Annotated in this window: 19 protein-coding genes; 10 read left to right on the top strand and 9 right to left on the bottom strand. The window is 32.8% G+C overall.

Going from position 1 to position 24,405, the window contains the following annotated elements; all coding sequences use genetic code 11:
* Position 1 precedes the first annotated feature (1 nt).
* From ACY3IT_RS00095 to lexA, 3 genes are all read right to left on the bottom strand, one after another.
* Positions 2 to 1,246, bottom strand: coding sequence for an NAD(P)/FAD-dependent oxidoreductase (locus ACY3IT_RS00095; protein WP_463082759.1), 1,245 nt, complete (start codon positions 1,244 to 1,246; stop codon positions 2 to 4).
* Positions 1,230 to 2,684 (bottom strand): FAD-dependent oxidoreductase, encoded by a 1,455-nt coding sequence (locus tag ACY3IT_RS00090; RefSeq protein ID WP_463082758.1) that lies wholly within the window; start codon positions 2,682 to 2,684, stop codon positions 1,230 to 1,232. Before ACY3IT_RS00090 ends, ACY3IT_RS00095 begins: the two co-directional genes overlap by 17 nt.
* A 124-nt stretch (positions 2,685 to 2,808) precedes the next feature.
* On the bottom strand, positions 2,809 to 3,411 hold the full coding sequence (lexA, locus tag ACY3IT_RS00085; protein ID WP_463082757.1) for a transcriptional repressor LexA: 603 nt from the start codon (positions 3,409 to 3,411) through the stop codon (positions 2,809 to 2,811).
* Positions 3,412 to 3,654: 243 nt separating this feature from the next.
* Between lexA and ACY3IT_RS00080 the strand changes: the two genes are divergently transcribed.
* Positions 3,655 to 4,770, top strand: coding sequence for a hypothetical protein (locus ACY3IT_RS00080; protein WP_463082756.1), 1,116 nt, complete (start codon positions 3,655 to 3,657; stop codon positions 4,768 to 4,770).
* Between the two features lie 46 nt (positions 4,771 to 4,816).
* Here ACY3IT_RS00080 and dnaJ read toward each other — a convergent pair whose 3' ends face one another.
* From dnaJ to ACY3IT_RS00065, 3 genes are read right to left on the bottom strand one after another with little or no spacing between them, the layout of a single operon-like run.
* Positions 4,817 to 5,980, bottom strand: a complete 1,164-nt coding sequence (gene dnaJ, locus ACY3IT_RS00075; protein WP_463082755.1) for a molecular chaperone DnaJ — start codon at positions 5,978 to 5,980, stop codon at positions 4,817 to 4,819.
* 1 nt (position 5,981) lies between these two features.
* Complete coding sequence (gene dnaK, locus ACY3IT_RS00070; protein WP_463082754.1) at positions 5,982 to 7,802, bottom strand: molecular chaperone DnaK; 1,821 nt, start codon at positions 7,800 to 7,802, stop codon at positions 5,982 to 5,984.
* Positions 7,802 to 8,302: a nucleotide exchange factor GrpE gene (locus ACY3IT_RS00065; RefSeq protein ID WP_463083651.1), complete on the bottom strand. Its 501-nt coding sequence runs from the start codon at positions 8,300 to 8,302 to the stop codon at positions 7,802 to 7,804. Before ACY3IT_RS00065 ends, dnaK begins: the two co-directional genes overlap by 1 nt.
* A gap of 173 nt (positions 8,303 to 8,475) precedes the next feature.
* On the opposite strand from ACY3IT_RS00065, the gene recF reads away from it, so the two are divergent.
* Genes recF through ACY3IT_RS00045 form a run of 4 tightly spaced genes read left to right on the top strand, consistent with a single transcriptional unit; the run spans position 8,476 to position 14,965 of the window.
* The gene (recF, locus tag ACY3IT_RS00060) at positions 8,476 to 9,501 is read left to right on the top strand and encodes a DNA replication/repair protein RecF (RefSeq protein WP_463082753.1); all 1,026 of its coding nucleotides are present in this window, start codon (positions 8,476 to 8,478) and stop codon (positions 9,499 to 9,501) included.
* Positions 9,498 to 12,881, top strand: coding sequence for a reverse gyrase (rgy, locus tag ACY3IT_RS00055; protein WP_463082752.1), 3,384 nt, complete (start codon positions 9,498 to 9,500; stop codon positions 12,879 to 12,881). Before recF ends, rgy begins: the two co-directional genes overlap by 4 nt.
* Positions 12,862 to 14,205, top strand: coding sequence for a MurT ligase domain-containing protein (locus ACY3IT_RS00050; RefSeq protein WP_463082751.1), 1,344 nt, complete (start codon positions 12,862 to 12,864; stop codon positions 14,203 to 14,205). The genes rgy and ACY3IT_RS00050 overlap by 20 nt, the downstream gene beginning before the upstream one ends.
* Positions 14,195 to 14,965, top strand: coding sequence for a type 1 glutamine amidotransferase (locus ACY3IT_RS00045; protein WP_463082750.1), 771 nt, complete (start codon positions 14,195 to 14,197; stop codon positions 14,963 to 14,965). Before ACY3IT_RS00050 ends, ACY3IT_RS00045 begins: the two co-directional genes overlap by 11 nt.
* Here the strand turns inward: ACY3IT_RS00045 and ACY3IT_RS00040 are convergent.
* Together ACY3IT_RS00040 and ACY3IT_RS00035 are read right to left on the bottom strand one after the other, a co-directional pair.
* The gene (locus tag ACY3IT_RS00040) at positions 14,954 to 15,370 is read right to left on the bottom strand and encodes a ferritin-like domain-containing protein (protein WP_463082749.1); all 417 of its coding nucleotides are present in this window, start codon (positions 15,368 to 15,370) and stop codon (positions 14,954 to 14,956) included. The two genes, ACY3IT_RS00045 and ACY3IT_RS00040, sit on opposite strands and share 12 nt — an antisense overlap.
* 68 nt (positions 15,371 to 15,438) lie before the next feature.
* Positions 15,439 to 16,698, bottom strand: a complete 1,260-nt coding sequence (locus tag ACY3IT_RS00035; RefSeq protein WP_463082748.1) for an alkaline phosphatase family protein — start codon at positions 16,696 to 16,698, stop codon at positions 15,439 to 15,441.
* Between the two features lie 144 nt (positions 16,699 to 16,842).
* Between ACY3IT_RS00035 and ACY3IT_RS00030 the strand changes: the two genes are divergently transcribed.
* From ACY3IT_RS00030 to hflC, 5 genes are all read left to right on the top strand, one after another.
* A complete protein-coding gene (locus ACY3IT_RS00030; protein WP_463082747.1) occupies positions 16,843 to 18,510 on the top strand; it encodes a sensor domain-containing diguanylate cyclase in 1,668 nt (555 codons plus the stop codon).
* Positions 18,511 to 18,593: 83 nt separating this feature from the next.
* A complete protein-coding gene (locus ACY3IT_RS00025; protein WP_463082746.1) occupies positions 18,594 to 20,654 on the top strand; it encodes a PEGA domain-containing protein in 2,061 nt (686 codons plus the stop codon).
* Positions 20,655 to 20,698: 44 nt separating this feature from the next.
* The gene (locus ACY3IT_RS00020) at positions 20,699 to 21,226 is read left to right on the top strand and encodes a TFIIB-type zinc ribbon-containing protein (protein ID WP_463082745.1); all 528 of its coding nucleotides are present in this window, start codon (positions 20,699 to 20,701) and stop codon (positions 21,224 to 21,226) included.
* A gap of 14 nt (positions 21,227 to 21,240) precedes the next feature.
* Positions 21,241 to 22,233: an FtsH protease activity modulator HflK gene (hflK, locus tag ACY3IT_RS00015; protein WP_463082744.1), complete on the top strand. Its 993-nt coding sequence runs from the start codon at positions 21,241 to 21,243 to the stop codon at positions 22,231 to 22,233.
* Entirely contained in the window at positions 22,230 to 23,078 is an 849-nt protein-coding gene (hflC, locus tag ACY3IT_RS00010; protein WP_463082743.1) for a protease modulator HflC, read from the top strand. Before hflK ends, hflC begins: the two co-directional genes overlap by 4 nt.
* Position 23,079: 1 nt before the next feature.
* Here hflC and dnaA read toward each other — a convergent pair whose 3' ends face one another.
* Entirely contained in the window at positions 23,080 to 24,405 is a 1,326-nt protein-coding gene (gene dnaA / locus ACY3IT_RS00005) for a chromosomal replication initiator protein DnaA (RefSeq protein WP_463082742.1), read from the bottom strand.

Genomic DNA, 24,405 nt, shown 5'->3' with positions numbered 1-24,405 from the left:
GTTATCCCTCCATGTAGAATTTAGGACTTTCAATATCTCTTAAAAATTCAGGTTTTACTTTTATAACTATCATTTCTGCTGGTTTTACTACTGGAAATCTCCATTCTTTTATTCTTTTATCTTTATCTTTTAGTGTTAAAATGGCTGATTTTTGAGGCTCTTTTACTCTGAAGTAAAAGGTGATATCTTCTAAAATAGGAAAACTTAAATATTGAGGTGCTACAAGTCTTAAGTTTCCGTCAATCTCAATATGTACTCTTTTTTCTATATTTGTTTCATTATTTATGTATTTTGCTGCAGATTTTCCTGCTAAAATTCCTTGTAAAGTTACATAGTCTACTAAGTCATTCACAAGCAAAGAGTTTCCACATGAGAAAATACCTTCTTTTAAAGTAGAGAGATATTGGTCTACATAAGGTCCTTGGGTCCTTGGATCTAAGGGTATATTAATGTTTTCTAATAAATCATTTTCTGGAATTAAACCTGCAGAAAGGAGCAGGGTATCACATTCTATAAATTTTTTATCCTCTATAATAGGATTTCCATTATCATCTACAGGAGCTATATATACACCTTCCACTCTATCTTTTCCTAAAATCTCGACTACTGTGTGTTTTAGATAAAGAGGTATATTATAATCTTCTAAGCACTGTACTAAATTCCTTGTGAGTCCTCCAGGATAAGGGAGTTTTTCAACCACACCTATAACTTCTGCTCCTTCCCATTTTAACCTTCTTGCCATAATAAGTCCTATGTCTCCAGATCCTAAAATAAGTATTTTTTCTCCTGGAAGGTATCCTTCTATATTTACTAATCTTTGAGCAGTACCAGCTGTATATATACCTGCTGGTCTTGCGCCAGGAATTTGCAAATTTCCTCTCGTTCTTTCCCTACATCCTGTGGAAAAAATTATGGCTTTTGTTTTAATTTCCCAGATGCCATCTCTATTTATAGCTGTAATTTTTTTCTCTTCAGTTATATCTACCACCATTGTTTCGAGCCACACTTCTATATTAGGGTATTTTTTAATTTCTTTTATAAAGCGATATGCATATTCTGGACCTGTGAGTTCTTCTTTGAAATATATGAGGCCAAATCCGGGATGTATGCATTGATTTAAAACCCCTCCCAGTTCTTCATTCCTTTCTAAGATTAATATGCTTTTTCCCCTTTCTGCTGAAGAAATACTGGCTGAAAGTCCTGCTGGTCCTCCCCCTATTATTGCTATATCAACTTCTTTTTGCATATTTCCACCTCACTTTATTTTCTCCATTAAGTAAGAAAGATTTTCCACCCCTTAAGGTAATCATGTTCATGGGTATCTCTAATTCATCGGAGAGGATTTTCATAATGTGATAACTACAGAAGGCACCTTGGCATCTTCCCATACCTGCCCTTGTTCTTTTTTTAATAGCTTCTAAGTTACGAGCGGGAAGAGGTGAATTAATTGCATTTCTTACTTCCATCTCACTAACATATTCACACCTACAAATTATATGTCCCCATCTTGGATCTTCCTTTATAAGATTTTCCTTTTCTTCCTCAGTTAATTCTTTAAAGGCTACTATTTTTTCAAAATTTTTTATATTTCTCTTTCTTTTTATATTTTCTTTTTCCATGAGCCATTCTACCGCCATTTTGGCAAGAGATGGAGCAGAGGTAAGCCCTGGTGAATCTATGCCTGCAAAATGTAAAATATTTTTAAATTCTGGAATCTCTTGTACAAAGAAATCTTTGTATGTACTTGATGCTCTTATTCCTGAAAAAATATTTATTACAAGGGTAAAGGGCACATTAGGGGTTAATTTTTTTACTTTCTCCTTTATTTCAGAAAGTCCTTCCATGGAAGTGCTTTTATCTTCTTTGTTCGCTATATTTTCTGCAGTAGGGCCTAATAAGATGTTACCGTCTACTGTTGGAGTTACAAGGACTCCTTTTCCTTTTTGAGTGGGTACATGGAAGATGGTACTTTTTACAAAGTTTTGAGCCTTTTTATCAAGAACAAGATATTCTCCCTTTCTTGGGGTAATTGCAAAAGGATAATCAGGATCTAATAAATGGATTATTTTATCAGCGTATATTCCTGCACAGTTTATTATGTATTTACAATAATACTTTGATTTATTTGTTGTTACTTTATATACCATGTCCTTTTTCTCTATTCCTATTACTTCTTCTCCAAGTTTTACTTGTACCCCATTTTCAATAGCATTTTCTAAGGCGTGAATGGTAAGAAGAAAAGGATTAGTTATACCAGAAGTAGGAAAAAATAAGGCATATTTTACTTCTCTATTTATGTTAGGTTCTCTTTTTAAAATCTCTTCTCTTTTTAAAAGTTGTATCTCTGATACTCCATTAATTTTTCCTCTTTCTTTTAGCTCAAGAAGAATTTTTAGTTCCTCATCATTAAAGGCGAGCACATAGGCTCCTATTCTTTTAAAGGGTACTTTTAATTCATTACATAGATCTTTGTATAATCTGTTTCCTTCCACATTAGTTTTAGCCTTTAAAGTACCAGGTAGCGGATCATATCCAGCATGAACAATAGCACTATTTGCCTTTGTTGATCCCATAGGTATATCCTCCTCTTTATCTAAGAGAAGGACAGAAATCTCATAAAAGGATAGTTCTCTTGCAATTAAGCTTCCTATTATTCCTCCCCCAATTATAATTACATCTTCCATTTTTCCCTCCTTTTATAAAAACAAAAACCGCCCACACTTCTTACAAAGTGGGGCGGTTCTCCTTATCTCCTCGCCCTTTTTTTATATTTAATTTTTTATAATTATAGCATAAAAGATTAATTATTTAAAATACCCTGAGAAGCCCAATAACCTTCCCTATAATGGTAAAGGGAGGATAGATTACAGAATATCTTTTATTTGCAGGCCTTAAGCACGGTATTCCATATTCTTCAGATAGATATTTTACGGTGGATTCTCCATCTTTTAATGCTACTACGATGTCTCCCTTTTCTGCTATAGGTTGTCTTTGTACAATAATAAGATCTCCTTCTATTATGTGGGCTTCAATCATACTATCTCCTTTTACTCTTAATAGGAAGCTTAAATCAGGATTTTTAACCAATCTCCTTGGTACTGGTATATACTCTTCAGTATTTTCGGGAGAATCAACAGGAACTCCTGCTCTTATAGTACCTACAAGGGGTAAGATACAATATTCTTCTCCATCATTACTTCTTAAATGAAATCTTCCATTTTTATCTTGTACGAGATAGCCTTTATCTACAAGAGCTTTTAAATGAAAATAGGAAGATCCTGAGGATTTTAAACCAAGAGCTCTTGCTACTTCTCTTACAGTAGGCATTCTTTTCTCTTTTTTCCAATAACTTATTACAAATTCTAAAACTTCTTTTTGTTTTTTGCTTAAATATGTTTTGTAAACTCTCATAATTTATGATATTATAACATAACTTTTTTGTATAAAATAAGTTTTTTTCAAGGTACTTGACATAAAAAAGATTTTTAGTAAAATAACAATCAGTTAAAGCTTTTCTGAGTGGCAAGAAAGGAGGTGAAGAAGGGACCTTTAGGTTGCCACTCTTGAGAAGCAAACTGGTAAGGTAAGTTAACGATACTTACCAGGTAGTCATAAAAAATATAAAAATTTAAATCCTAAGGGGGTCAATGAAAGATGAAGAAATTAGTTTGGTTGATGGTTTTAGCTCTTCTTATAGTTCCTGCATTTGCAGCTAATTTAAGTACTTCTAATTGGATTGGTGTAGGTTTCCATACTAGATTAGTTCCATATAATAATCAATACTATGTAATTTGGGGAACTTGGGCTTCTGGAAATATCAACTACTCACTATCTGGAAGCTCAAATCTTGGCAGTGTAAATGCTAATGTGAAAATCGATATAGCAGGTGGATCACTCACTGATAATTGGGTATCTGGAACAATTACATTCTCTAAAGTGTTTAATACACCATTATCTGTGTCCTTCCATAAGGGAACATTAGGTGTTTCTGGAACAAATCTTGTAGGTAGTGTAGTAGGTAGTGATGGTATAAGTGTTGTAGCAGATGTAGCTCCAGTGAAAGTTACAGTTGGTGTATCACCAGATGATGATTGGTGGGTACCTTCTACTGGTGGAATGTTAGACGACTTCACATTAAATGCTGCAGTAACAGCAAGGGCAGATGTATCTGTTAGTGCACCAATAGCACTTTCAGTATATGGGTTAATAAATAAAGCAACTGGAACAATGACCGTAACAGATTGGGCAGTTGGTGGTTCTGTGACTCCTGTTACAACACCTGTAAGCCTAACTGTTTATGGAGAGGCTGCAAATACTCCAGAGCAACTTGTAGGTGCAACAGTTAAAGCTCTTGGTGAGAAAGTAACTGTTGATGCAAACTACAAGGTTCAAGCTCAAAAAGTAAAAGTCTCTGTAAGCGGAGATAATTTAGTTCCCAATGTATCTAAGGTATATGTTGAATACGATACTGCACAAACATATACACTATTTGGTTATGTTTCTGCTTCCTTACCAGTACCAGTAGGATCCTTATCCCTTGGGGCAGCCTTAGCGAATGGTCCAGATACACTCTTTGGTGGATTTGGTAAATGGTCAGTATCCCTCGGTGGTGGTGTATCTTATGACCTCTTAGTAGGTTATGGATTTGATTGGGATGATTATAGCAGTAATGGTTTCAATAGAGGTAATTTAACAGGAGCAGATGATCTCTGGGGCTTCAATGTAAAAGGCAAACTTTACGCAGAAAGCAAGTTAATGATAGGATTCTAACCACTCAAAACATAAAGCCCCCGAGTTCTCTCGGGGGCTTTTTTATTTACTTCTTAAATGCATCCCTAATTTGTTCAAAGATGTTTTTATTTTCTTCTATCTTTATTCCTCTTATTTTTGCAAGCTCAAGAAGGAGTTCTTTTTCTTCCTGGGATAGATTGGTAGGTACTGTGATATAAACTCTTATTTTTTGATCTCCTCTTTTTCCAGGGTTATTTAAATTGGGTATTCCTTTGCCTTTTAAAGTTATTATCTCATTACTTTGAGTTCCTGGTTTTATTTTTATCTTTTCCTTTCCTTCTAAGGTAGGAATCTCTATTTCTCCTCCTAAAATGGCTGTAATAAAATCTACGGGAAGATCCATCCATATGTCTTCTCCATCTCTCTTGAATATTTTATGAGGTTCTATATGTATATAGATATAAAGATCTCCATTTGGCCCACCGTTATCTCCTGGTTCGCCTTCTCCTGCTAATCTTATTACGTAGCCTTCATCTACACCTGCTGGTATTTTAAATTCAATCTTTCTCTTTTTTCTTACTTTTCCTGTACCGTGGCATTCATGACATGGATTTGTGATTATTTTTCCTTCCCCATGGCATTTTGGGCATGTGGTTATTTGAACAAATTGTCCAAAAGGTGTTCGTCTTGTAGTTCTTACCTGCCCTGTACCATTACACATATCACAGGTTATAGGTTGTGAGCCTGGTTCTGCTCTTGACCCTTTACATGTAGGGCAAGTTTCCAATCTTGTTACAAAAAATTCCTTTTTTCCTCCAAATGCTGCCTCTTCTAATGTAATGTTAATATCATATCTTAAATCTGCTCCTTTTCTTGAAGTTCTTTGTCTTTCTCTTCTTCCAAAGAGATCCCCAAATATACTGTCTCCAAAGAAGTTTTCGAATATGTCTTCAAAAGTTCTACCAAAGTTTCCAAAATCAAAATCACCTGGGTTCCACCCTTGTTGGAAATCTCCATATCCTGCAAAATCTCCTACACTTCCAAATTGATCATACTGGGCCCTTTTTTGTGGATCAGAGAGCACTTGATAAGCTTCATTTATTTCTTTAAATTTTTCTTGAGCTGAAGGATCCTTATTTAGATCAGGATGGTATTGTCTAACAAGCCTTCTGTAAGCTTGTTTTATTTCATCCTGGGTGGCATTTCGTGGCACACCCAGGATTTCATAATAATCTTTTTTGGTGGGCATATTAGTTCACCTTGTATTCTCCATCTATAGTTTTTCCTCCTGGATTGTCATTGGGATTTTGACCTTGAAAATTTCCAGTTGCTCCTGTAGACTGATACATGAATTGACCTATTTCACCAAGAGCTTGAGTTAATTCTTCTATTCCTTTTCTTACTTGTTCCACATTTATTCTGTCTGGTTTTATTAATTCTTCTAGATTTCTAATTCTATCTTCTACTTTTTGGACCAAGTCTTTACTTACTTTATCTCCATAATCTTTTATAGTCTTTCTTGCAGTATAAATAAGGTGTTCTGCTTGGTTTTTGGTTTCAATTTCTTCTCTTCTTTTTCTATCTTCTTCTTCAAATTTCTTTGCCTCTTCGGTCATTCTTTTAATTTCTGCTTCTGAGAGTCTAATAGCATTTGATATGGTTATTCTTTGTTCTTTTCCTGTAGCCTTGTCCCTTGCAGATACATGGACAATTCCATTTACATCAATATCAAAGGTTACCTCTATTTGAGGTACACCACGAGGGGCAGGTGGAATTCCATCCAATATAAATCTTCCAAGGGAGATATTATCCTTAGCAAGGGCTCTTTCTCCTTGTAGAACATGAATCTCTACACTTGTCTGATAATCAGCAGCTGTTGTAAAGATTTGACTTTTTGATACAGGAATAGGAGTGTTTCTCTCAATAATTTTTGTAAATACTCCACCAAGAGTCTCAATTCCAAGGGAAAGAGGAGTTACATCTACAAGAACAATGTCTCTTATCTCTCCTCCTATTACACCAGCTTGTATTGCTGCTCCAAGAGCTACAGCCTCGTCTGGGTTTACATTTCTTTGAGGTTCCTTACCAAAATGTTTCTTAATCCATTCTTGGATACTTGGCATTCTTGTAGAACCACCTACAAGGATTATTTTATCAATCTGGGATGGTGAGAGTCCTGCGTCTTTTAATGCCCTTTCTGTAGGTTCTTGGGTTTTTTCTACTAAATCATATGTCAATTCTTCAAATTTTGCCCTTGTAAGGGTATAGGAAAGATGAAGTGGAGTATTTCCTTTCATGGCTATGAATGGAAGGTTGATCTCTGTAGATAATTTTGAAGAAAGTTCTATTTTTGCTTTTTCTGCAGCTTCGTATAATCTTTGAAGGGCGGTTCTATCTTCTCTTAAATTAATTCCATGTTCTTCCATGAAGTTATCTATAAGCCAATTTACAATTCTTTCGTCAAAATCGTCTCCTCCTAATCTATTGTTCCCAGCTGTTGCGATTACTTCAAATACTCCATCACCAATCTCTAAAATGGATACATCAAAAGTACCACCGCCAAGATCGAAAACAAGAATCTTTTGGTGTCCTTCTTTGTCAAGTCCATAGGCAAGAGCTGCTGCTGTAGGTTCATTTATAATTCTTACTACTTCTAATCCTGCAATGGCACCTGCATCTTTTGTGGCTTGTCTTTGGGCGTCAGAGAAATAAGCGGGACATGTTATTACTGCCTTTTCTATAGGCTCACCTAAGTAGGCTTCTGCGTCTTTTTTGAGTTTTCTTAATATCATGGCAGAAATTTCTTGAGGAGTATATTCTTTGTCATCTATCTTTACTTTATAATTGGTTCCCATGTGTCTCTTGATTGATTTTATAGTTCTTTCTGCATTTACTATGGCCTGTCTCTTTGCAGGTTCTCCTACTAAAAGTTGTCCATCTTTGGTAAAAGCAACAACAGATGGGGTAAGTCTGCTCCCTTCTGCGTTTGGAATAATAACTGGTCTACCACCTTCTAAATAGGCGATAAGAGAGTTTGTAGTTCCTAAATCAATTCCTACAATTTTAGCCATTATTCTCTACCTCCTTTTTCTATTTTTTTTGATACTATAACTTTTGCAGGTCTCAGTAATTTATTTTTAAATAAATATCCAGGTGCTATCTCTTTAACTATTAAATTATCCTCTCCATCCTCAATCTCTTCTATACCAACTGCTTCATGAAGAGATGGGTCAAAAGGTTTTCCTAAAGTATCAATCCTTGTAACTCCTTCTTTTTGAAGGAGATTTTCAAATTGTTTATATATCATTTGAACTCCCTCTATAATAGCATCTTTTTTTCTTGTATGCTTCATACTTTCTAAAGCCAAATGAAAATTATCCATTATATCTACGATTTCTTTTAAAAGTCTTGCATTGGCAATTTCTTGCCATTCTTCCTTTTCTCTCCTAAGTCTTTGACGGAAATTTTCAAATTCTGCTTGAAGTCTTACATATTTAATTTCCCAATCTACCTCTTGGGGGGCCTCTGAGACTACCTCATCTTTTTTAACTTCTATTTCTTTTTCCTCCATGTCTTTCACCTCTATTTTAAATTTTAGCACTCTTTAACGGTGACTGCTAAACCATATATAAGTTTATAATTTATATTAATAATGTCAAGAGAATATAAAGCCTATTGATTTCAATTATATAAATAGCTAAAATATATATAGTAAAAATTAATATATATGAAGGGGGGGATATTATGGAGAAGAAGAGAATGGTTATTGAAGAATTAAAATTAAAAAATTTTAGAAATTTTTCTGATTTTTCTGTAAATTTTAAAGATGGAGTAAACGTAATTTATGGTCCAAACGGTTCTGGAAAAACCTCCATATTGGAGGCTATTTCCTATCTTTCGAATCCCAGATCTTTTAGAGGAGCGAGAGATTTTCAAATTTTAAAAATTGGAGAGAATTATTTTGAGGTAGAAGGTAAAGTATTAAGTGGAGATGAGAGACATGTAATAAAGATAACCTACTGGCAAGATGAAAGTAAAAAAGAAAAGATAGCTTATCTTGATGGATTTAAAGTTAAAAGGTTCAGAGATATTCAAGAGATTTTTATCGCCATACCTTTTAGCTTCAGAAACTATTCTATGATTGATGGATATGCAACTCAAAGGAGAGATTTCTTTGATGATATATTCTCTCTGATTGATTTAGATTATTATGAGACACTAAGAAATTATGAAAAACTTTTAGAAGAGAGAAATGAAAATCTTAAAATGGATGAAATAGATAGAAATTATGTGTTATACTTAGCAAAAGAGATGCAACCATTGGCAGAAAAGATTGTGGAGAAGAGGGAAAAGATGATAGAGGAATTATCTCAATATCTTGATCCCATATTTAGGATAGAATATAAGAGTGAGTTCAAAGGTAAAAATATAGCAGATTATATTGAGGAAGATATAGCAAGAGGTGTTACTACTGTGGGTCCTCACACTCAGGATGATTATATTCTGTATTACAAAGGAAACCAAGCTAAACATTATGCTTCAGAAGGGCAAAAAAGATTATTCTATCTATCTATTGTCCTTGCTTTTAAGAGTTTAATAGAAAAGACAAAGCATTACGAGCCAGTATTCCTTTTTGATGAGCCTGTAAATGTTTTAGATGCACATTTATTGGAAAGATTTATTTCTAATCTTTCAGGACAAGTTATTATTGCTACTTTATCACCACTTCTTGGAGCTCATAATATAGGCCTAACCTTAGAGGAGGAATGATGGAAGCGATATTTAGAAATCTTTGCCCGAACTGTGGGGGAGATATATCTTCAGAAAGGCTTCTTGAAGGGCTTCCCTGTGAAAACTGTATGCCTGATAAAAAGGTCGGGGAAGCCCTTTGTAGTTTGATATCTCTTAAAGGTCTTAGGGATTATTGTAAGCTAAAGGATGAGTATGAAAAGTGGGAAGAAATATTTAGAAATTTTGTCGGTTTTTATCCATGGGAATTGCAGAAATTCTGGGCAAGAAAACTCCTTCTTGGTAGGTCTTTTGCTCTTCTTGCTCCAACAGGTATAGGTAAAACATCCTTAGGGCTTGCATCTTCTATATACTTTGCTAAGAAGAACAAAAAGTCTTATATTATTCTTCCTACAAGACTTTTAATACTTCAAAGTTATGAAAAATTGAAGGATAAAGTGAGAGAAAAGGACCTTTTGGTTTTTGGTCTTGATGAAACTAAGAAGGAAAAGGAAGAAAAAAGGGAAAGGCTTATCAATGGGGATTTTAAAATTCTTATTACAACCTCCATGTTTCTTTATAAAAATGTGGATATAATTCCTCGAGATTTTTCTTTTATATTCGTAGATGATGTGGACTCTTTTCTAAAAACTGCAAAAAATATTGATAAGGCTTTATATCTTTTAGGTTTTACCGAGGAGGATATAGAGAAAACTTTAAAGTATATTAAACTAAGAAGAAATTATAGTGAAGAAAATCAAGAAGATATAAAAACTCTTCATGAAGAGATACGAAAGATAAGCAAAAAAGCAAAAGGTGTAATGGTAGTATCTTCTGCTACTAGTAATCCAAGATCTGAAAGAATTAGATTATTTAAAGAGCTTTTATCTTTTGATGTGGGTAGGCCTGTATTTTACTTGAGAAATGTGGAAGATGTTTATGAAGAGGTGGAGGATTTAGATAAAATTCTTATTGAGAGAGTAAAGAGATTTGGAAAGGGTGGATTAGTATTCTTATCATCGGATTATGGAAGGGAGCATATTGATAGAATAAAGAATCTTTTAAATCAAAATAGTATTTCTTGTGAATCTTATGATAATCTTACGGAAGAGGTCTTAGAGGATTACAGACAAGGGAAGATACAAGTTCTTATTGGTATATCCTCTTATAGAAATCCTTTAGCAAGAGGACTTGATCTTCCTGAAGTTATTAGATATGCGATTTTTTATGGTGTACCTAAAATTTCAGTAAATCTTGATCTGGAAGGCAATGTAAGGCATTTACTTTTAGCTTTATCCTCTTTAAGACCACTTATAGCAAGAGACAAAAACCTTGAAAAATACATAGCTACAGTTGATAGGTGGTTAAAAACTTTAAATAGGTTCTCCAATGTGATAAATCCGCCAAAGGATAAAGTTGATGAATTAAGAGACAATATAAAAAGATTTATTCTATCGAGAGAGATATATCATAAGATAAATACATCTGATGATATATCAATTAGAGAAGAAAATGGAAAGTGGTCTCTTGTGGTAGCTGATATTACGGGATATTTGCAGGCATCAGGTAGAACTTCAAGATTATATGTGGGGGGAATATCTAAAGGTTTGAGTTATATACTCGTGGACGATAGAAAGGTATTTAATAACCTGATAAGAAAAGCACGCTGGTGGTTTAGTTCAGATATAGTTTTTAAGAATGCAAATACAGTAGACATAGATAAGATACTACAAGAGATAGATGAGGATAGAGTAAGAGTTAGAAGAAGAGAGGGAAGAAGAGACGACTTCCTAAAACCTGTAATGGTAATTGTGGAATCTCCTCATAAAGCAAGGACTATAGCAAATTTTTTTGGGAAACCTATTTCTAGAAATATAGATGGTCAGGAGCTCTATGAGGTTATTACGGAAGATAAATACTTGGTTATTACATCATCCTTTGGGCATATTTTCGATTTAAATAAGGAAGTGGGATATTTTGGGGTGTTAGAAAATGGAAAATTTATTCCAGTCTATGAAACAATAGAGGGAAAGGAAAATATTGTAAATGCCTTAAGGGAAGCCAGTAAGGAATTTGATCAGATTCTTGTAGCTACCGATCCTGATACCGAAGGAGAAAAAATATCGTGGGATCTTAAAAATCTTTGTGCTATTTTTGCTAAGGATATTAAGAGAATGGAATTTCATGAAGTTACAAAGAGAGCCATATTAAATTCTTTAAAAGAGTTTAGAGATGTAAATGAAAATTTGGTTAAGGCTCAAGTAGTGAGGAGAATATCGGACAGATGGGTAGGATTTGAGCTTTCTCAGCTTATTCAAAAGGTATTTTCTCGAAATTATTTATCTGCTGGAAGAGTACAGACTCCAGTTCTTGGTTGGGTAATAGAAAGGGCTAAGGAACATAACAAAAAGATATATTTGGTAATTATTAGAAAAGAAGGGTTGGAATTGAGATTTGAATTTGAAAATAAGGAAGAAGCCCAAAAGTTCTTTAATTCTTTAACTAAGGTAGAGGTATTAAAGGAGAAAGAAAAGATTGAAGAAAAGGCCCCTTTACCTCCATATACAACGGATGTAATCTTGAAAGATGCTTCTGATAGATATAAATTATCAGTTTCTCGAACTATGGAAGTTTTACAGGATCTTTTTGAAAGGGGATTTATCACCTATCATAGAACTGATTCTACCAGGGTATCCGATACAGGAATAAATATAGCTAAAGAATATATAATTGAACAATTTGGAGAAGAATATTTTAGAGGTAGAACATGGGGAGAGGGAGGAGCTCATGAATGTATAAGGCCTACAAGAGTCCTTGATGTGGAAGATATTAAATCTATGATATATTCGGGAGAACTGGAAGGTTTTACTAAGGATCATTTAGCTATTTATGATCTTATCTTTAAGAGGTTTATTGCATCTCAGATGAGAAATATTGTACTTAAAGGCTATGATATCACAATAAAGGCTCTTGATAAGGTACAAAGTATGGAATTATTTGAAGAGATAATACAAGATGGTTTTAATAAGGTTGTTCCTATAAAAGTTGTGAGAGTTCCAGAAGGTAAGGTAGACGTGATAAATAACAAATTCTTCTATACCATACCTAAGGTACCTCTTTTTACTCAAGGATCCTTAGTGGAAGAAATGAAAAAGAGAGGTCTTGGTAGACCATCTACTTATGCTACCATTGTAAGTAGGCTTCTTGAGAGAGGATATGTCATAGAGAAGAATGGATATTTGATTCCTACACCACTGGGTGAGAAGGTTTATAACTATCTTATTTCTAATGAAGATCGTTTTAGGTTTGTCAAGGAAGATTTTACACGTGAGTTAGAAGGTTTAATGGATAAAGTAGAAAATGGTGAGGTAGATTATCAGAAGATATTAGAAAGTTTAAGAAATGAACTTAGAAAAAATTAAATTTTCTTTAGCATTATTTGTAGGAAGACTTGTATATTTGTTTATGAAAATCTTAGGGTTGGATGCAACAACCTTTCCTGGTAAAGTAGTTTTGAAGATAGACCCCCAATTTTTAATAAAGATAAAAAATAGGTTTAAGAAGATTATTCTTGTTACAGGTACGAATGGTAAGACTACTACTAATAATCTTATTTTTCAGATAATTACAAAATCAGGTTATAAGGCTTTAGGAAATCTGGAGGGTGCAAATTTAAGAACTGGTATTGCTACTGCTTTTATTAGAAATCCATCCTATTATGATTTTGGGGTTTTTGAAGTGGATGAAGGGATATTCCCTTTTGTTTATAAAGATCTTAAACCCCATTATGTTGTTATTACTAATTTTTTTAGAGATCAATTGGATAGATATGGGGAGATAGATACTACTGTTGAAAAAATTAAAGGGGCTATAAAAGATAGTAAGGAACATATATTAATACTTAATGCTGATGATCCTTTTGTTTCCAGGTTTTCTGACCTTCCTAATAGAAAAATTTATTATGGCATAGGAAATAAGGTAAGGAAGAAGGATACAGAAGAAATAAAAGAGAGTATATATTGTCCTAAGTGTGGAAAAATACTTAAGTATGAATTTTTTAATTATGCTCAACTTGGTAGATACTTTTGTGAATGTGGTTTTAAAAATCCCGATTATGATTACTATATATTATCAGCAGAATATAAAGAAAATTATTGGCTTATTCATATAAAAGATGGGGATGAAGATGTTTTTTTAAACTTTAGATATCCTGGTGTCTATAATTTGTATAATGTAATCTCTGCTTACTCTGTTGGTAGGGTTTTAGGTATTGATAAAGAAATTTTAAAAAATATAATTTCTAACTTTTCTTTCAGATTAGGAAGATTGGAAAAATTTAACTTAGAGGGATATGAGAGGATTCTTGTACTTGTAAAAAATCCTGCTGGTTATAATCAAGTATTAGATACTATTAAAGATGATCCTAATGAAAAAGTACTTCTTTTAATACTAAACGATAATATAGCAGATGGTAGAGATGTATCCTGGATATGGGATGTAGATTTTGAGAAGATAAAAGATGATAACATTTCTACCGTAATATGCTCGGGAACAAGGGCTGAAGATCTTTTGGTTAGATTAAAATATGCAGAAATACCCCTTAATAAGATTATTTTAGAGAATAATCTTAATACTGCTATTCTTAAAATATTAACTTTTAAGGCTAAAACATATATTCTTCCTACCTATACTGCTCTCTTTAAAAGTAGAAAATTGATAATGAAGAGGTTGAGGAATGGAACTTAAGATTCTTCACATGTATCCTGATCTTTTAAATCTTTATGGGGATAGAGGAAATATTATAGTCCTTGAGAGAAGGGCAAGATGGAGAGGGATAAAAGTAGAGGTTTTAAATTTTACAAGAGATAGAGAAGAAGATATAGAGAAGGCAGATATTATTTTTTTAGGTGGAGGCTCTGATAGGGAACAAGAGCTTCTATTTTCTCATATAATTAAGTTCAGGGATATACTAAAGGATTTGATTGAGGAGAACATAGTATTTCTTGCTATATGTGGAGGATATCAGCTTCTTGGCGAATATTACTTGAATGCTTATGGGAATAAGATTGATGGATTGTCTATATTAAATTTTTATACAAAGGCTGAAAAAGGAAGACTTATAGGAAATATACTTATAGAAGTAGATCTTCCTATATATCCAAAGACTCTTGTTGGATTTGAAAACCATGGTGGAAGAACATATCACAATTATAAGTCCTTAGGTAAAGTTATTAAAGGATATGGGAATAATGGAAAGGATTTTACTGAAGGTATTATCTATAAAAATCTTATAGGTACTTATCTCCATGGACCTCTTCTTTCAAAAAATCCTCATCTTGCCGATTATATTATAAAAAGAGCATTAGAAAGAAAGTATAATATGGAAATTGATCTTCCTAAATTGAATGATAAAGAAGAGTTTTGGGCTCATTATAGGATTATGGAAAGGATACTAAAGAAGGAGGGGGGATATAAAATCCCCCTCCCCAAGAGGCTATTTCTCTAATAAAGAACTAAAGGTATCGTGATGCTCTTCCTCATCTTTTAATATTTCTTCAAAGATCTTTGCTGTAGTGATATCTCCTTCCGATCTTGCCTTCTCAATAATCTTTTTATAAAGATTTATAGCATTTTCTTCATCTTTAACATCTTGTTCTAACATCTCTTTCAAATTTTCTCCTACGAAGATAGGAGATGGTTTAGTGGTAGGAATTCCTCCAAGATAAAATAATCTTTCTGCTATAATTTCTGCATGTTTCATTTCTTGAATTGCTATTTTTCTTAGTTCATCTTTTACAGCAAAATGTTCAGGACCTCTCCATTGTACATGCTGCCAAATATATTGAATGGATACTTGAAGCTCTCTTGCTATAGCGTCATTTAAAAGATCTAACAGTTCTTTTGATGCCATGTTGTTCACTCCCCTCTTAAAATATTTTTATATTTATTATAAGTTTATTTCTTTTTAAAAGCAACTTCCTATTCCTTTGCAATTTTTACAAGTAGAGGCATTAATTCAGTTCCTTTAATTCTTCCAATGCTTCCTTTTGCACAAGCACTCTCCCCAAAATAATCTAAGCCATCAGGTGTAATTCCCGAAGTTATGACCATTAATGGTACAGGATCTTCAGAATGGGATTTTAAGGAGCAAGGAGTTGCATGGTCAGCAGTTACAGCAATTACTACATTAGATAGATCCAATTTAGGTATTAAATTTTCAAAGAAAACAGAATCTATCTTCTCTATACTTTCGATTTTTTTATCATATAGTCCATCGTGTCCTGGTACATCTGGTCCTTTTAGGTGAGCATAAACTCCATCATAATGTTCTAATGCATATAACACTTTGTCTGCCCAAAGTTTATAATCAGTGGAATCTTCTATGGGTACTTCTTTCATACCTGTAAGAAGAGCTATTCCTCTTTCTACAGGCATTTCTACAATACTTCCAAAGTTAAGTCCATATAAACTTTGTAGTGTAGGAACCTTCGGTAGAGAATCACCAGCATCTCTCAAGAGAATTATATTTGCTGGTTTTTTACCTTCTTCCTTTCTCTTTTTATTTATCTCAGAATTTTTTAATACCTCAAAAGCTTTCATTACAAACTCATTAGTAAGTCTTGCAGATTCTTTTGCTTCTTCTGAATCATCAAGAGGCACACATTTTTGAACTTCCTTAGATGGATTTGCAATAGCAATGCTATAAGGTCCATGTCTCTTATACCCTGGATCTATATTTTCTACATTAGCTGAAAGTTTGCCATCCTTCTTTCTTATAACCAGAACTCCTCTGTGCCCTACTGTCGCTTTAAAAATAAAATCAGCACCATCTAATTTAACCTTTTGATTTACTTCTTCTGCTAAGGCTTTTGCTTCTTCAGTTGATAAATTTCTTCCAGCTCTTCTGTCTAATATTTCAAGAGTTTCTTCATTTACTGTTGCAAAATTGGCTCTCCATGCCAAATCTCCATCTCTTACTTCAATATCAGCACCATGAGCCTCTAATGGACCTCTTCCAGTATAGTATTTATCTACATCATAACTTAAGATACTAAGTACTGCTGCATCTGATTCAGGAGCTATGCCAGGCCCAATAGGATCCATAAGCCCAAGTTTTGCCTTTTTGGCTAATGCATCCATATTGGGAGTTTTGGCTACTTCTAATTCGGTCTTTCCATTTAGTTTTGGATCAGGAGTGCCTCCCAGTCCATCTAAAACTATGTAGAGTATTTTTTTCATTTTTCTCCTCCTTTCTAGAGATTTGATTTAACATAGTAAAATTTTATCATGAAGATTATTTGAATGGTATTGCATTTTTTTTAAAATTTGTGATAAATTAAAAGAAATTATTCGAATGATTAAAGAGGGGGAAGGTATAAAAATATGGTTATAATGCAATGGCTGAAATTAAAAGATCTCTTACCTACATTCATATATAACCATATAAATTATCCTGTATTTTTTACAGATGAAAATTTAAAATTAATCTTCTATAATAAGGCTTTTGAACAAACTTTTCTAAAAAGTAATGAGAAGGTTATAGGGAAAAACCTTTTTGATGTAGTCCCTCAATTTAAGGATAAATCCCTTTACTACATGAGAGCTATGAATGGTGAGAAAATTGACTTATATGAGAGTTATAAAGAGTTTTCTATTTATCCATTGGCTAATGATGGGAAAATAATGGGAACGGTTACAACCATAGAGGATAAGATTGATGAAATAAATTTTAATAATTTGGTAGAGGTTTTTCAGGGATTAGGAAGAAAAAACAACTTGGATAATGAGAAAATCATATTTGATAAGATTATCCATATGTTTGAAGCAAAATTTGGTTGTGTAATACTTTTGGACAATGGAGATTTAAAATTTAGGCATTTTACTGAATCCTTAGAAGGAGAATTTAAAAAAGATGTTGATAGATATGCATATTATCATGTAATAAATAAAGATAAAGTAATGTATTTTCCAGATGTGAGAAAAAGCCAAATAAAGACAATGACACTAAAATCGTTATCCACTATTGGAATTCCTTTAAGGAAGAATAATTCTATTTTGGGAATACTCATTTTAGAGTTTAAAAAGATAGATCCATTGGATGATAAACTTACATCCTATCTATTGATATGGTCAAATTTACTTGCAGATGTGATTTTTGAAAATCTTCTATGGGAAACTCATAAAGAGTTAGAAGATAGGTTTAGACTTCTTTCGGAGCAATCCCTAATTGGGGTCTGTATTGTTCAAGATGAGAAGATTGTATACGTCAATCCTCAACTTATAGAAATTTTGGGTTATCCTTTAGAATTTAACAATATTAATGATTTGGCAAAGTCGGTGGTTTCTGAGAATAGGCAGAGATTCTTATTAAGGTATAAGGAATTGACTGAAAGAAAGCTTGGTTATATTATTGATGAATTCAAGTGCATAAGAAGCATAGATAGAAAGCCTGTTCACATTGAGGTCTGTGCTGTAAATACCACATATAAGGGTAAACCGGCTGTATTATATACATTTTTGGATATTACTTATAGAAAAGCCTTAGAAGAAGAGTTAAAACAGATCTCTAATACCGATCCCCTAACATCCCTATATAATCGTAGGGGATTTATTACATTGGCTGAACATACCATAAGTTTGACAAAGAGATTGAAGAAAAAGCTTGTACTCATATTTATTGATCTTGATAATTTGAAGGTAATAAATGATAATTTGGGGCATAATGTGGGAGATATGGTTCTTAAAGAAACTGCTGAAATTCTAAGAAGCACATTTAGAGAAAATGATATTTTGGCAAGAGTTGGTGGAGATGAGTTTGTAGTACTAGGAATTATAGAAAAGGATGAGGATAAGGATGAACTAATTACAAGATTAAACAAGAAGATTGAGGAGAAGAATAGTATGGAAAATAGAATGTATAGACTTTCTTTGAGCTATGGAAGTATCATCTTTAGCCCAGATGAACAAAAATCTATTGAAGAGCTTCTTAATAAAGCGGATATTTTAATGTATGAAAATAAAAAGAAGAAAAAAGCATTAACTAACGGTTGATAAAAGTGAGCTATATCACTTAAAGAGACTTCTAACTTATTGTATACTCATCTAAAAAGAACTTCAAAGGGAGGTTAGAGTGTATGAGGAAAGGTGTGTTTGTTTTTCTTTTATTGTTAATCCTTTCTATAGGTATTTCTTATTCTCAGGAAAAAATACAAATCCAACCTGAAAAAGAATGGGAAAAAATTATAATAGTACCAAATCCTGAAACATCTTTAAGTCTTGATTTGTGGTTAAATAAACCAGAAGGAAGCATATATAAGGTTGGGGAAAATTTAATAATATATGCAAAGGCTAATGATGATGCTTATCTTTATATTTTTGATATAACACCAGATGGTCAATTTACTTTGATATTTCCTAATTCTTATTCAAAAGATAATTTTATAAAAAAAGATAGAACATATACTTTTCCTGATAAGCCGACTTATAGATTTAAGGTAACTCCTCCGTTTGGTAAGGAATATATTGTAGGAGTTATAACTAAAAAACCTATTGAGTTTTTTCCTGGTAAGAAGTTTGAAACTATGGCTCCTGGAAGTGTTATAGAAAAAAGTATAGAGAAAGCATTAGAAACTCTTCAAAAGTCTCTAAAGAAGGAAGAAGGAAAAACATGGGCTCAAAAGGTCACATATTTTTATGTACAACAAGAGGTACAATCTAAATCTAAGATAAATATCTATTCTAATCCTTCGGGAGCTCGTGTATATCTCGATGGTCAATTACAAGGAAATACTCCTGTTACCTTAATGCTATATCCTGGGAACTATAGGATAACTCTAAAAAAGGAAGGTTATGAAGATTATTCAACAAATATAGTAGTTCAAGAGGGTAGAGATAGAGATTATACTTTTAATCTTAAACCTGTGTATGGAAATTTGAGGGTGGACACTGAGCCTAAAGGGGCAAGTGTCTACTTAGATGGTTCCTTTAAAGGGTATACTCCATTGACATTATATAATTTACCTGCCAATAAGACTTATCAATTAAAGGTAATCTATCCTGGTTATCAAGAAAAAGTAGAGAATGTCAAAGTATTACCTAATCAAACAAACTATGTATTTTATAGTCTTGTACCTCATTATGGATCACTAAATATCAATTCCTATCCACAGGGGGCAGATCTTTATCTTAATGGAGTTTATAGAGGAAAGACGCCAATTGTTATCAATAATGTATCACCTGGAAGATATCAGGTACAACTGAGACTAAGTGGTTATAAGGACTATGTGAGTTTTGTTGACGTATATGCAGGTCAGGTATCTACTTACAACTTTACTCTTGTTCCTTTACCCGCCACATTAAATATATTCTCTAATCCTTCCTCAGCAGATGTTTATATTAATGGTGTATATAAAGGAAAGACACCCTTATCCCTCACTGATCTTTCTTCGGGTACCTATAATGTGAAGATTTCTTTAAGTGGATATGAAGAATATAATGAGACAGTCTATCTTGCTCCAGGAGATCTTAAACGGATAAATGTTACATTAAAACCCATGAATTTAGGAGAAGTGTATATGGATTCAAATCCTAAAGGGGCAAAGATATTTATTGATGGTGTATATAAGGGAACAACTCCTCTAAATTTAACCCTTATAGAAGGTAGATATAAACTTACATTATCCCTTGATGGCTATGTGGACTTGAATACTGATATATTAGTAAGAAGGGGTGAAAAAAGCAGTTATCTCTTCACTCTTACACCAATAGTGACTGTAAAAAGATATTACATTAATTTTACTAAAGGTGGATATGATGGAAATCTTATTGTGGTAAAAGCGGAAAATGTGTTTATGGATAAGGAAGGTAAAGATTATGTTTTGGCTATTCGTCCTACAGGAAAATTTGAGGTTAAAGTACCCCTATTATCTATTTTTAGAGATGTGATTTTAAAAATAAATTTCATGTTTGATGAAAAGAATAGTAAAAAAGAAGAAATTGATCCATTCTTAGTGATTTATGTTAATGGAAAGACGGTAACATTACCATTATCTATTGAGGATAAAGATTTTATTCTCTTAAAGTATAATATAAAAGACTTGTTTAATGTAAATCAGGAGAATTTAATATCAATTCAGCTATTGGAAAATTCAGGGATTAATGTTAGGATAAAAGAAATTGTGGTAGAGGTGAGATAAAATTATGGGGAGGACATTAGTCCTCCCTACATAAATAAAATTCAATGAAAAATTGTCCATGTTGTTCAAATGTTCTTATTCCTAAAAAAGTTTCATCCCACTATGGTGTTTATTTAGAGATAGATCAATGTGAACATTGTGGGGGGATATGGTTTGATAAATATGAATTGGTATCTATGAAGCCTGATGATGTTTATTCTTTAGATATAGATTTTAAGGATAATATAAATTGTAATTCTCTTAAATGTCCTAATGATGGTACATCTTTAAAACTTTTGAGAGATCCTATAATTCCTAAGGATGTTTTAATTTATTATTGTGTTAACTGTTTTGGAATGTGGGTACCTATACAATCTTTAAGGAGATATAAAGAATATCAAAAAGAGCGTATAGAAACAAGAAAGAAGCAAAAAGAAACGAGTTTACCAAAGGATTTAGATTTAAAAATAGAGGAAATATTATCAAAGAATGTTGAAAACAATAAAATTGAAAATATGGAGATGGAAATATCTAAGTTTATTTCAATAGTGATTTTAATTTTGAGAATCCTTTCATTTTTTATAAGAAAATAAAGGGGGTCTAAAATATGGAAAATTTTAAAGATTATCCTCCTTTTTTTAAGAAAAAAGTGCCTTTAAAAAGTATAGTATGGATTATTTTATTTGTTTTGATATTGGTATCTTTATCATTAAGTTTTTACTTTGTGGGACCCGCAGAGGTGGGAATAGTCAAAAGATTTGGAAAGATTGTAGCGGTACATGATCCTGGTTTACATTGGAAATTACCCTTTATAGATCAGGCAATAAAAGTGGATGTAATGGCCATTAGAAGGTTAGAGATAGGATTTAGAACTATAACTTTAAATCCTCCTCAATATAGAAATGTTCAGGAAGAATCTCTTTTGCTAACTAAAGATGGAAAAATTGTGGATTTAGATTTCGTAGTTCAATATCAAATATCTGAGCCTGTTAAATATATTAGTTATGTGAAAGAAGGAGAAAAACTTTTGAGGGATTTGGCACAAGCATCTATGAGACAAGTAGTGGGGGGTTATCTTTTTGATGAAATTTTGACTGTTTCAAAAGAAGAAATTCAAAATGATGTAAAGATTTTATTACAAAATATCCTTAACAGTAATAATTTTGGAATTAAGATTCTCAATGTACAATTACAAGATGTGATCCCTCCAGATCCAGTACAACCTGCTTTTCAAGATGTAATAAATGCTAAATCTGAAAAGGATAAGTTAATATTAGAGGCTCAAGCTTATTATAATAAGCTTGTTCCAGAGGCTGAAGGACAAGCAGCAAAGATTATTGCAGAAGCAGAGGCTTATAGAACAGAACAAATAGAAAAAGCTAAAGGAGATGCTCAGAGATTTAAAGCTTTACTTGAAAGATATAATAAAACGCCTTCTCTTATAAAGACAAAACTTTTTATGGAAGCAATGGAGATGATACTCCCTCAAGTTAAGATTATAGTCATAGATGATCCTAAGGGTGGAATGAAGATATTTAATCTTCCTGGAGATTTATTCACCCAAACCATGACTATTAGACAGGAAGGTGATAATAAATGAAGTGGGGAATTACTTTTTTTATAATAATGATAATATTTTTTGTTATTTTTTTATTTTCTGCTTTTACTGTAGATATAACTAAGCAAGCTGTAATATTAGAATTTGGTAAACCAGTAAGAGTTATAAGGGAACCTGGTTTATATTTCAGAAAACCATTTATCCAACAAATAGTATTTTTTGAGAAAAGAATTCTTGAATATGATTCAGAGCCTACCTTAGTGGTAACTAAAGACAAGAAGTCTATGATTCTTGATTCTTTTGCTTTATTTAGGATAGCTGATCCTGTATTGTTCTTAAAAACTGTAAGAAATGAGATTGGAGCTCAAGCTAGACTTGATGATATTATCTACAGTGAAATGAGAAGAATAGTAGGACAATACGATTTTGATGATATTGTTTCTATAAAGAGAGAAGAGGTATTTGAGGAAGTAACAAAGTCATCTCAAGAAAAGGCAAAGGAGTTGGGGATAGAGATAAGTACTGTTAGAATGAAAAGGGTGTCTGTTCCAGAGGAGAATTTAAGAAAGATATATGATTCCATGATTGCTGAAAGGGAAAGACAGGCCGCTCTTTATAGAGCAGAAGGTCAAAGAGAGGCACAAAGAATAAAATCGGAGGCTGAAAAGAAAAAAGTAGTTATACTTTCTGAAGCTTATAGAAAGGCTCAAGAGTTAAAAGGTAGTGGAGAATCGGAGGCAAGTAGAATTTTACAATCAGCATTATCTTCTAATCCTGAATTTTATCAATTTTTAAAGAGTCTTGAGATATATAAAAAGACTCTTCCCGGTAATGTACTTATTATCACGCCAGATTCTGAGATTTTTAAATATTTAAGAAGTAAATGATTTATGAATTGGAATTTCTAAGTTTATTTTGAATATCTTGTATAGCCTTTTTTATAGAGAGGTCTGATTGATAGAGCTCTTGGATTTTTTCATAGGCATGTAGTACTGTGGTATGGTCTCTTCCTCCCAGTTCTTCTCCAATTTTGGGCAGGGAGAGATCTGTTAATGTTCTTGCTAAATACATAGCAATTTGTCTTGGTATAGCGATCTCTTGAGATCTTCCCTTTCCTTTTAATTGTTCTATACTTATGTGAAAATATTCAGCTACGGTTTGTAATATATTATCTATAGTAATATTCTTTATTTGGGGTTGAATAATGTCTCTTAGTACAGTTTTAGCTAACTCTAAATTTATAGGCATATTATTTAGAGAGGCAAAGGCTATAGTTCTTATTAAAGCTCCTTCCAATTCACGTATGTTAGATTGTATTTGAGAGGCAATAAATTCTATAACCTCGTCAGGTACCTTAGCTTTTTCGGCTTCTGCTTTCTTTTTCAATATAGCAATACGGGTTTCTAAATCAGGAGGTTGAATATCTGCTATAAGTCCCCATTCAAATCTTGATCTTAATCTATCCTCTAAAGTAGGAATCTCTTTGGGGACTCTATCGCTGGTTAGTACAATTTGTTTTCCAGCCTCATATAATGCGTTAAAAGTATAGAAGAACTCTTCTTGAGTTCTTTCCTTACCAGCCAAGAATTGGATATCATCAATGAGTAAGACATCTATATTTCTATATCTACTTCTAAATTTTGTCATTCCGTCTTCTTTGATGGCATCAATTAACTCTACTGTAAATTTTTCCATAGAGGCATAAACTACTCGAGTTTTAGGGAACTTCTCTTGGATAAAGTGACCAATAGCATGGATTAAGTGAGTTTTTCCTAAACCTACGCCTCCATAGATAAGAAGGGGATTATAAGCTTTACCTGGATTTTGACTTACAGCTAACGCAGCTGCATGGGCAAAGCGATTGCTATCACCTACTACAAAGGTGTCAAAAGTATACTTAGGATTTAAGTTATTATATGATGTAGAAAAATATTCGTTTCTCTTTTCTTCTGGGATGGTTTCTTCCTTTTCATCAGCTAATATTTCAACTTTTAGATCTTTCTGGGTTACTTTCCTAATTACCTCTTCGATAAGAGGTAAGTAGTATTCTTCTAACCATTCTTTTGAAAATTTGTTGGGTGTTTGGAGTATGACTTTTTCTCCCTCTATATAAAGAGGTTTTAAGGTTTTAATCCAAGTTTCAAAGCCAGGTCTACTTATCTCCAAGGACAAATATGATAGTGCCTCTTCCCAGATATTATTAATATCTTTCAT

The organism is Dictyoglomus sp. GBS (assembly GCF_055179815.1).
This window is presented reverse-complemented; position numbering and strand designations above follow the sequence as displayed.

Bases quoted from the DNA above. Each gene is read 5' to 3' on its own strand.
- hflK (WP_463082744.1), top strand. From the start codon at position 21,241: ATGGAAAATTTTAAAGATTATCCTCCTTTTTTTAAGAAAAAAGTGCCT.
- ACY3IT_RS00090 (WP_463082758.1), bottom strand. From the start codon at position 2,684: ATGGAAGATGTAATTATAATTGGGGGAGGAATAATAGGAAGCTTAATT.
- ACY3IT_RS00030 (WP_463082747.1), top strand. From the start codon at position 16,843: ATGGTTATAATGCAATGGCTGAAATTAAAAGATCTCTTACCTACATTC.
- ACY3IT_RS00040 (WP_463082749.1), bottom strand. From the start codon at position 15,370: ATGGCATCAAAAGAACTGTTAGATCTTTTAAATGACGCTATAGCAAGA.
- rgy (WP_463082752.1), top strand. From the start codon at position 9,498: ATGATGGAAGCGATATTTAGAAATCTTTGCCCGAACTGTGGGGGAGAT.
- ACY3IT_RS00050 (WP_463082751.1), top strand. From the start codon at position 12,862: ATGAACTTAGAAAAAATTAAATTTTCTTTAGCATTATTTGTAGGAAGA.
- lexA (WP_463082757.1), bottom strand. From the start codon at position 3,411: ATGAGAGTTTACAAAACATATTTAAGCAAAAAACAAAAAGAAGTTTTA.
- ACY3IT_RS00080 (WP_463082756.1), top strand. From the start codon at position 3,655: ATGAAGAAATTAGTTTGGTTGATGGTTTTAGCTCTTCTTATAGTTCCT.
- dnaA (WP_463082742.1), bottom strand. From the start codon at position 24,405: ATGAAAGATATTAATAATATCTGGGAAGAGGCACTATCATATTTGTCC.
- dnaK (WP_463082754.1), bottom strand. From the start codon at position 7,802: ATGGCTAAAATTGTAGGAATTGATTTAGGAACTACAAACTCTCTTATC.
- ACY3IT_RS00025 (WP_463082746.1), top strand. From the start codon at position 18,594: ATGAGGAAAGGTGTGTTTGTTTTTCTTTTATTGTTAATCCTTTCTATA.
- ACY3IT_RS00065 (WP_463083651.1), bottom strand. From the start codon at position 8,302: ATGGAGGAAAAAGAAATAGAAGTTAAAAAAGATGAGGTAGTCTCAGAG.
- ACY3IT_RS00045 (WP_463082750.1), top strand. From the start codon at position 14,195: ATGGAACTTAAGATTCTTCACATGTATCCTGATCTTTTAAATCTTTAT.
- ACY3IT_RS00035 (WP_463082748.1), bottom strand. From the start codon at position 16,698: ATGAAAAAAATACTCTACATAGTTTTAGATGGACTGGGAGGCACTCCT.
- ACY3IT_RS00095 (WP_463082759.1), bottom strand. From the start codon at position 1,246: ATGCAAAAAGAAGTTGATATAGCAATAATAGGGGGAGGACCAGCAGGA.
- recF (WP_463082753.1), top strand. From the start codon at position 8,476: ATGGAGAAGAAGAGAATGGTTATTGAAGAATTAAAATTAAAAAATTTT.
- hflC (WP_463082743.1), top strand. From the start codon at position 22,230: ATGAAGTGGGGAATTACTTTTTTTATAATAATGATAATATTTTTTGTT.
- ACY3IT_RS00020 (WP_463082745.1), top strand. From the start codon at position 20,699: ATGAAAAATTGTCCATGTTGTTCAAATGTTCTTATTCCTAAAAAAGTT.
- dnaJ (WP_463082755.1), bottom strand. From the start codon at position 5,980: ATGCCCACCAAAAAAGATTATTATGAAATCCTGGGTGTGCCACGAAAT.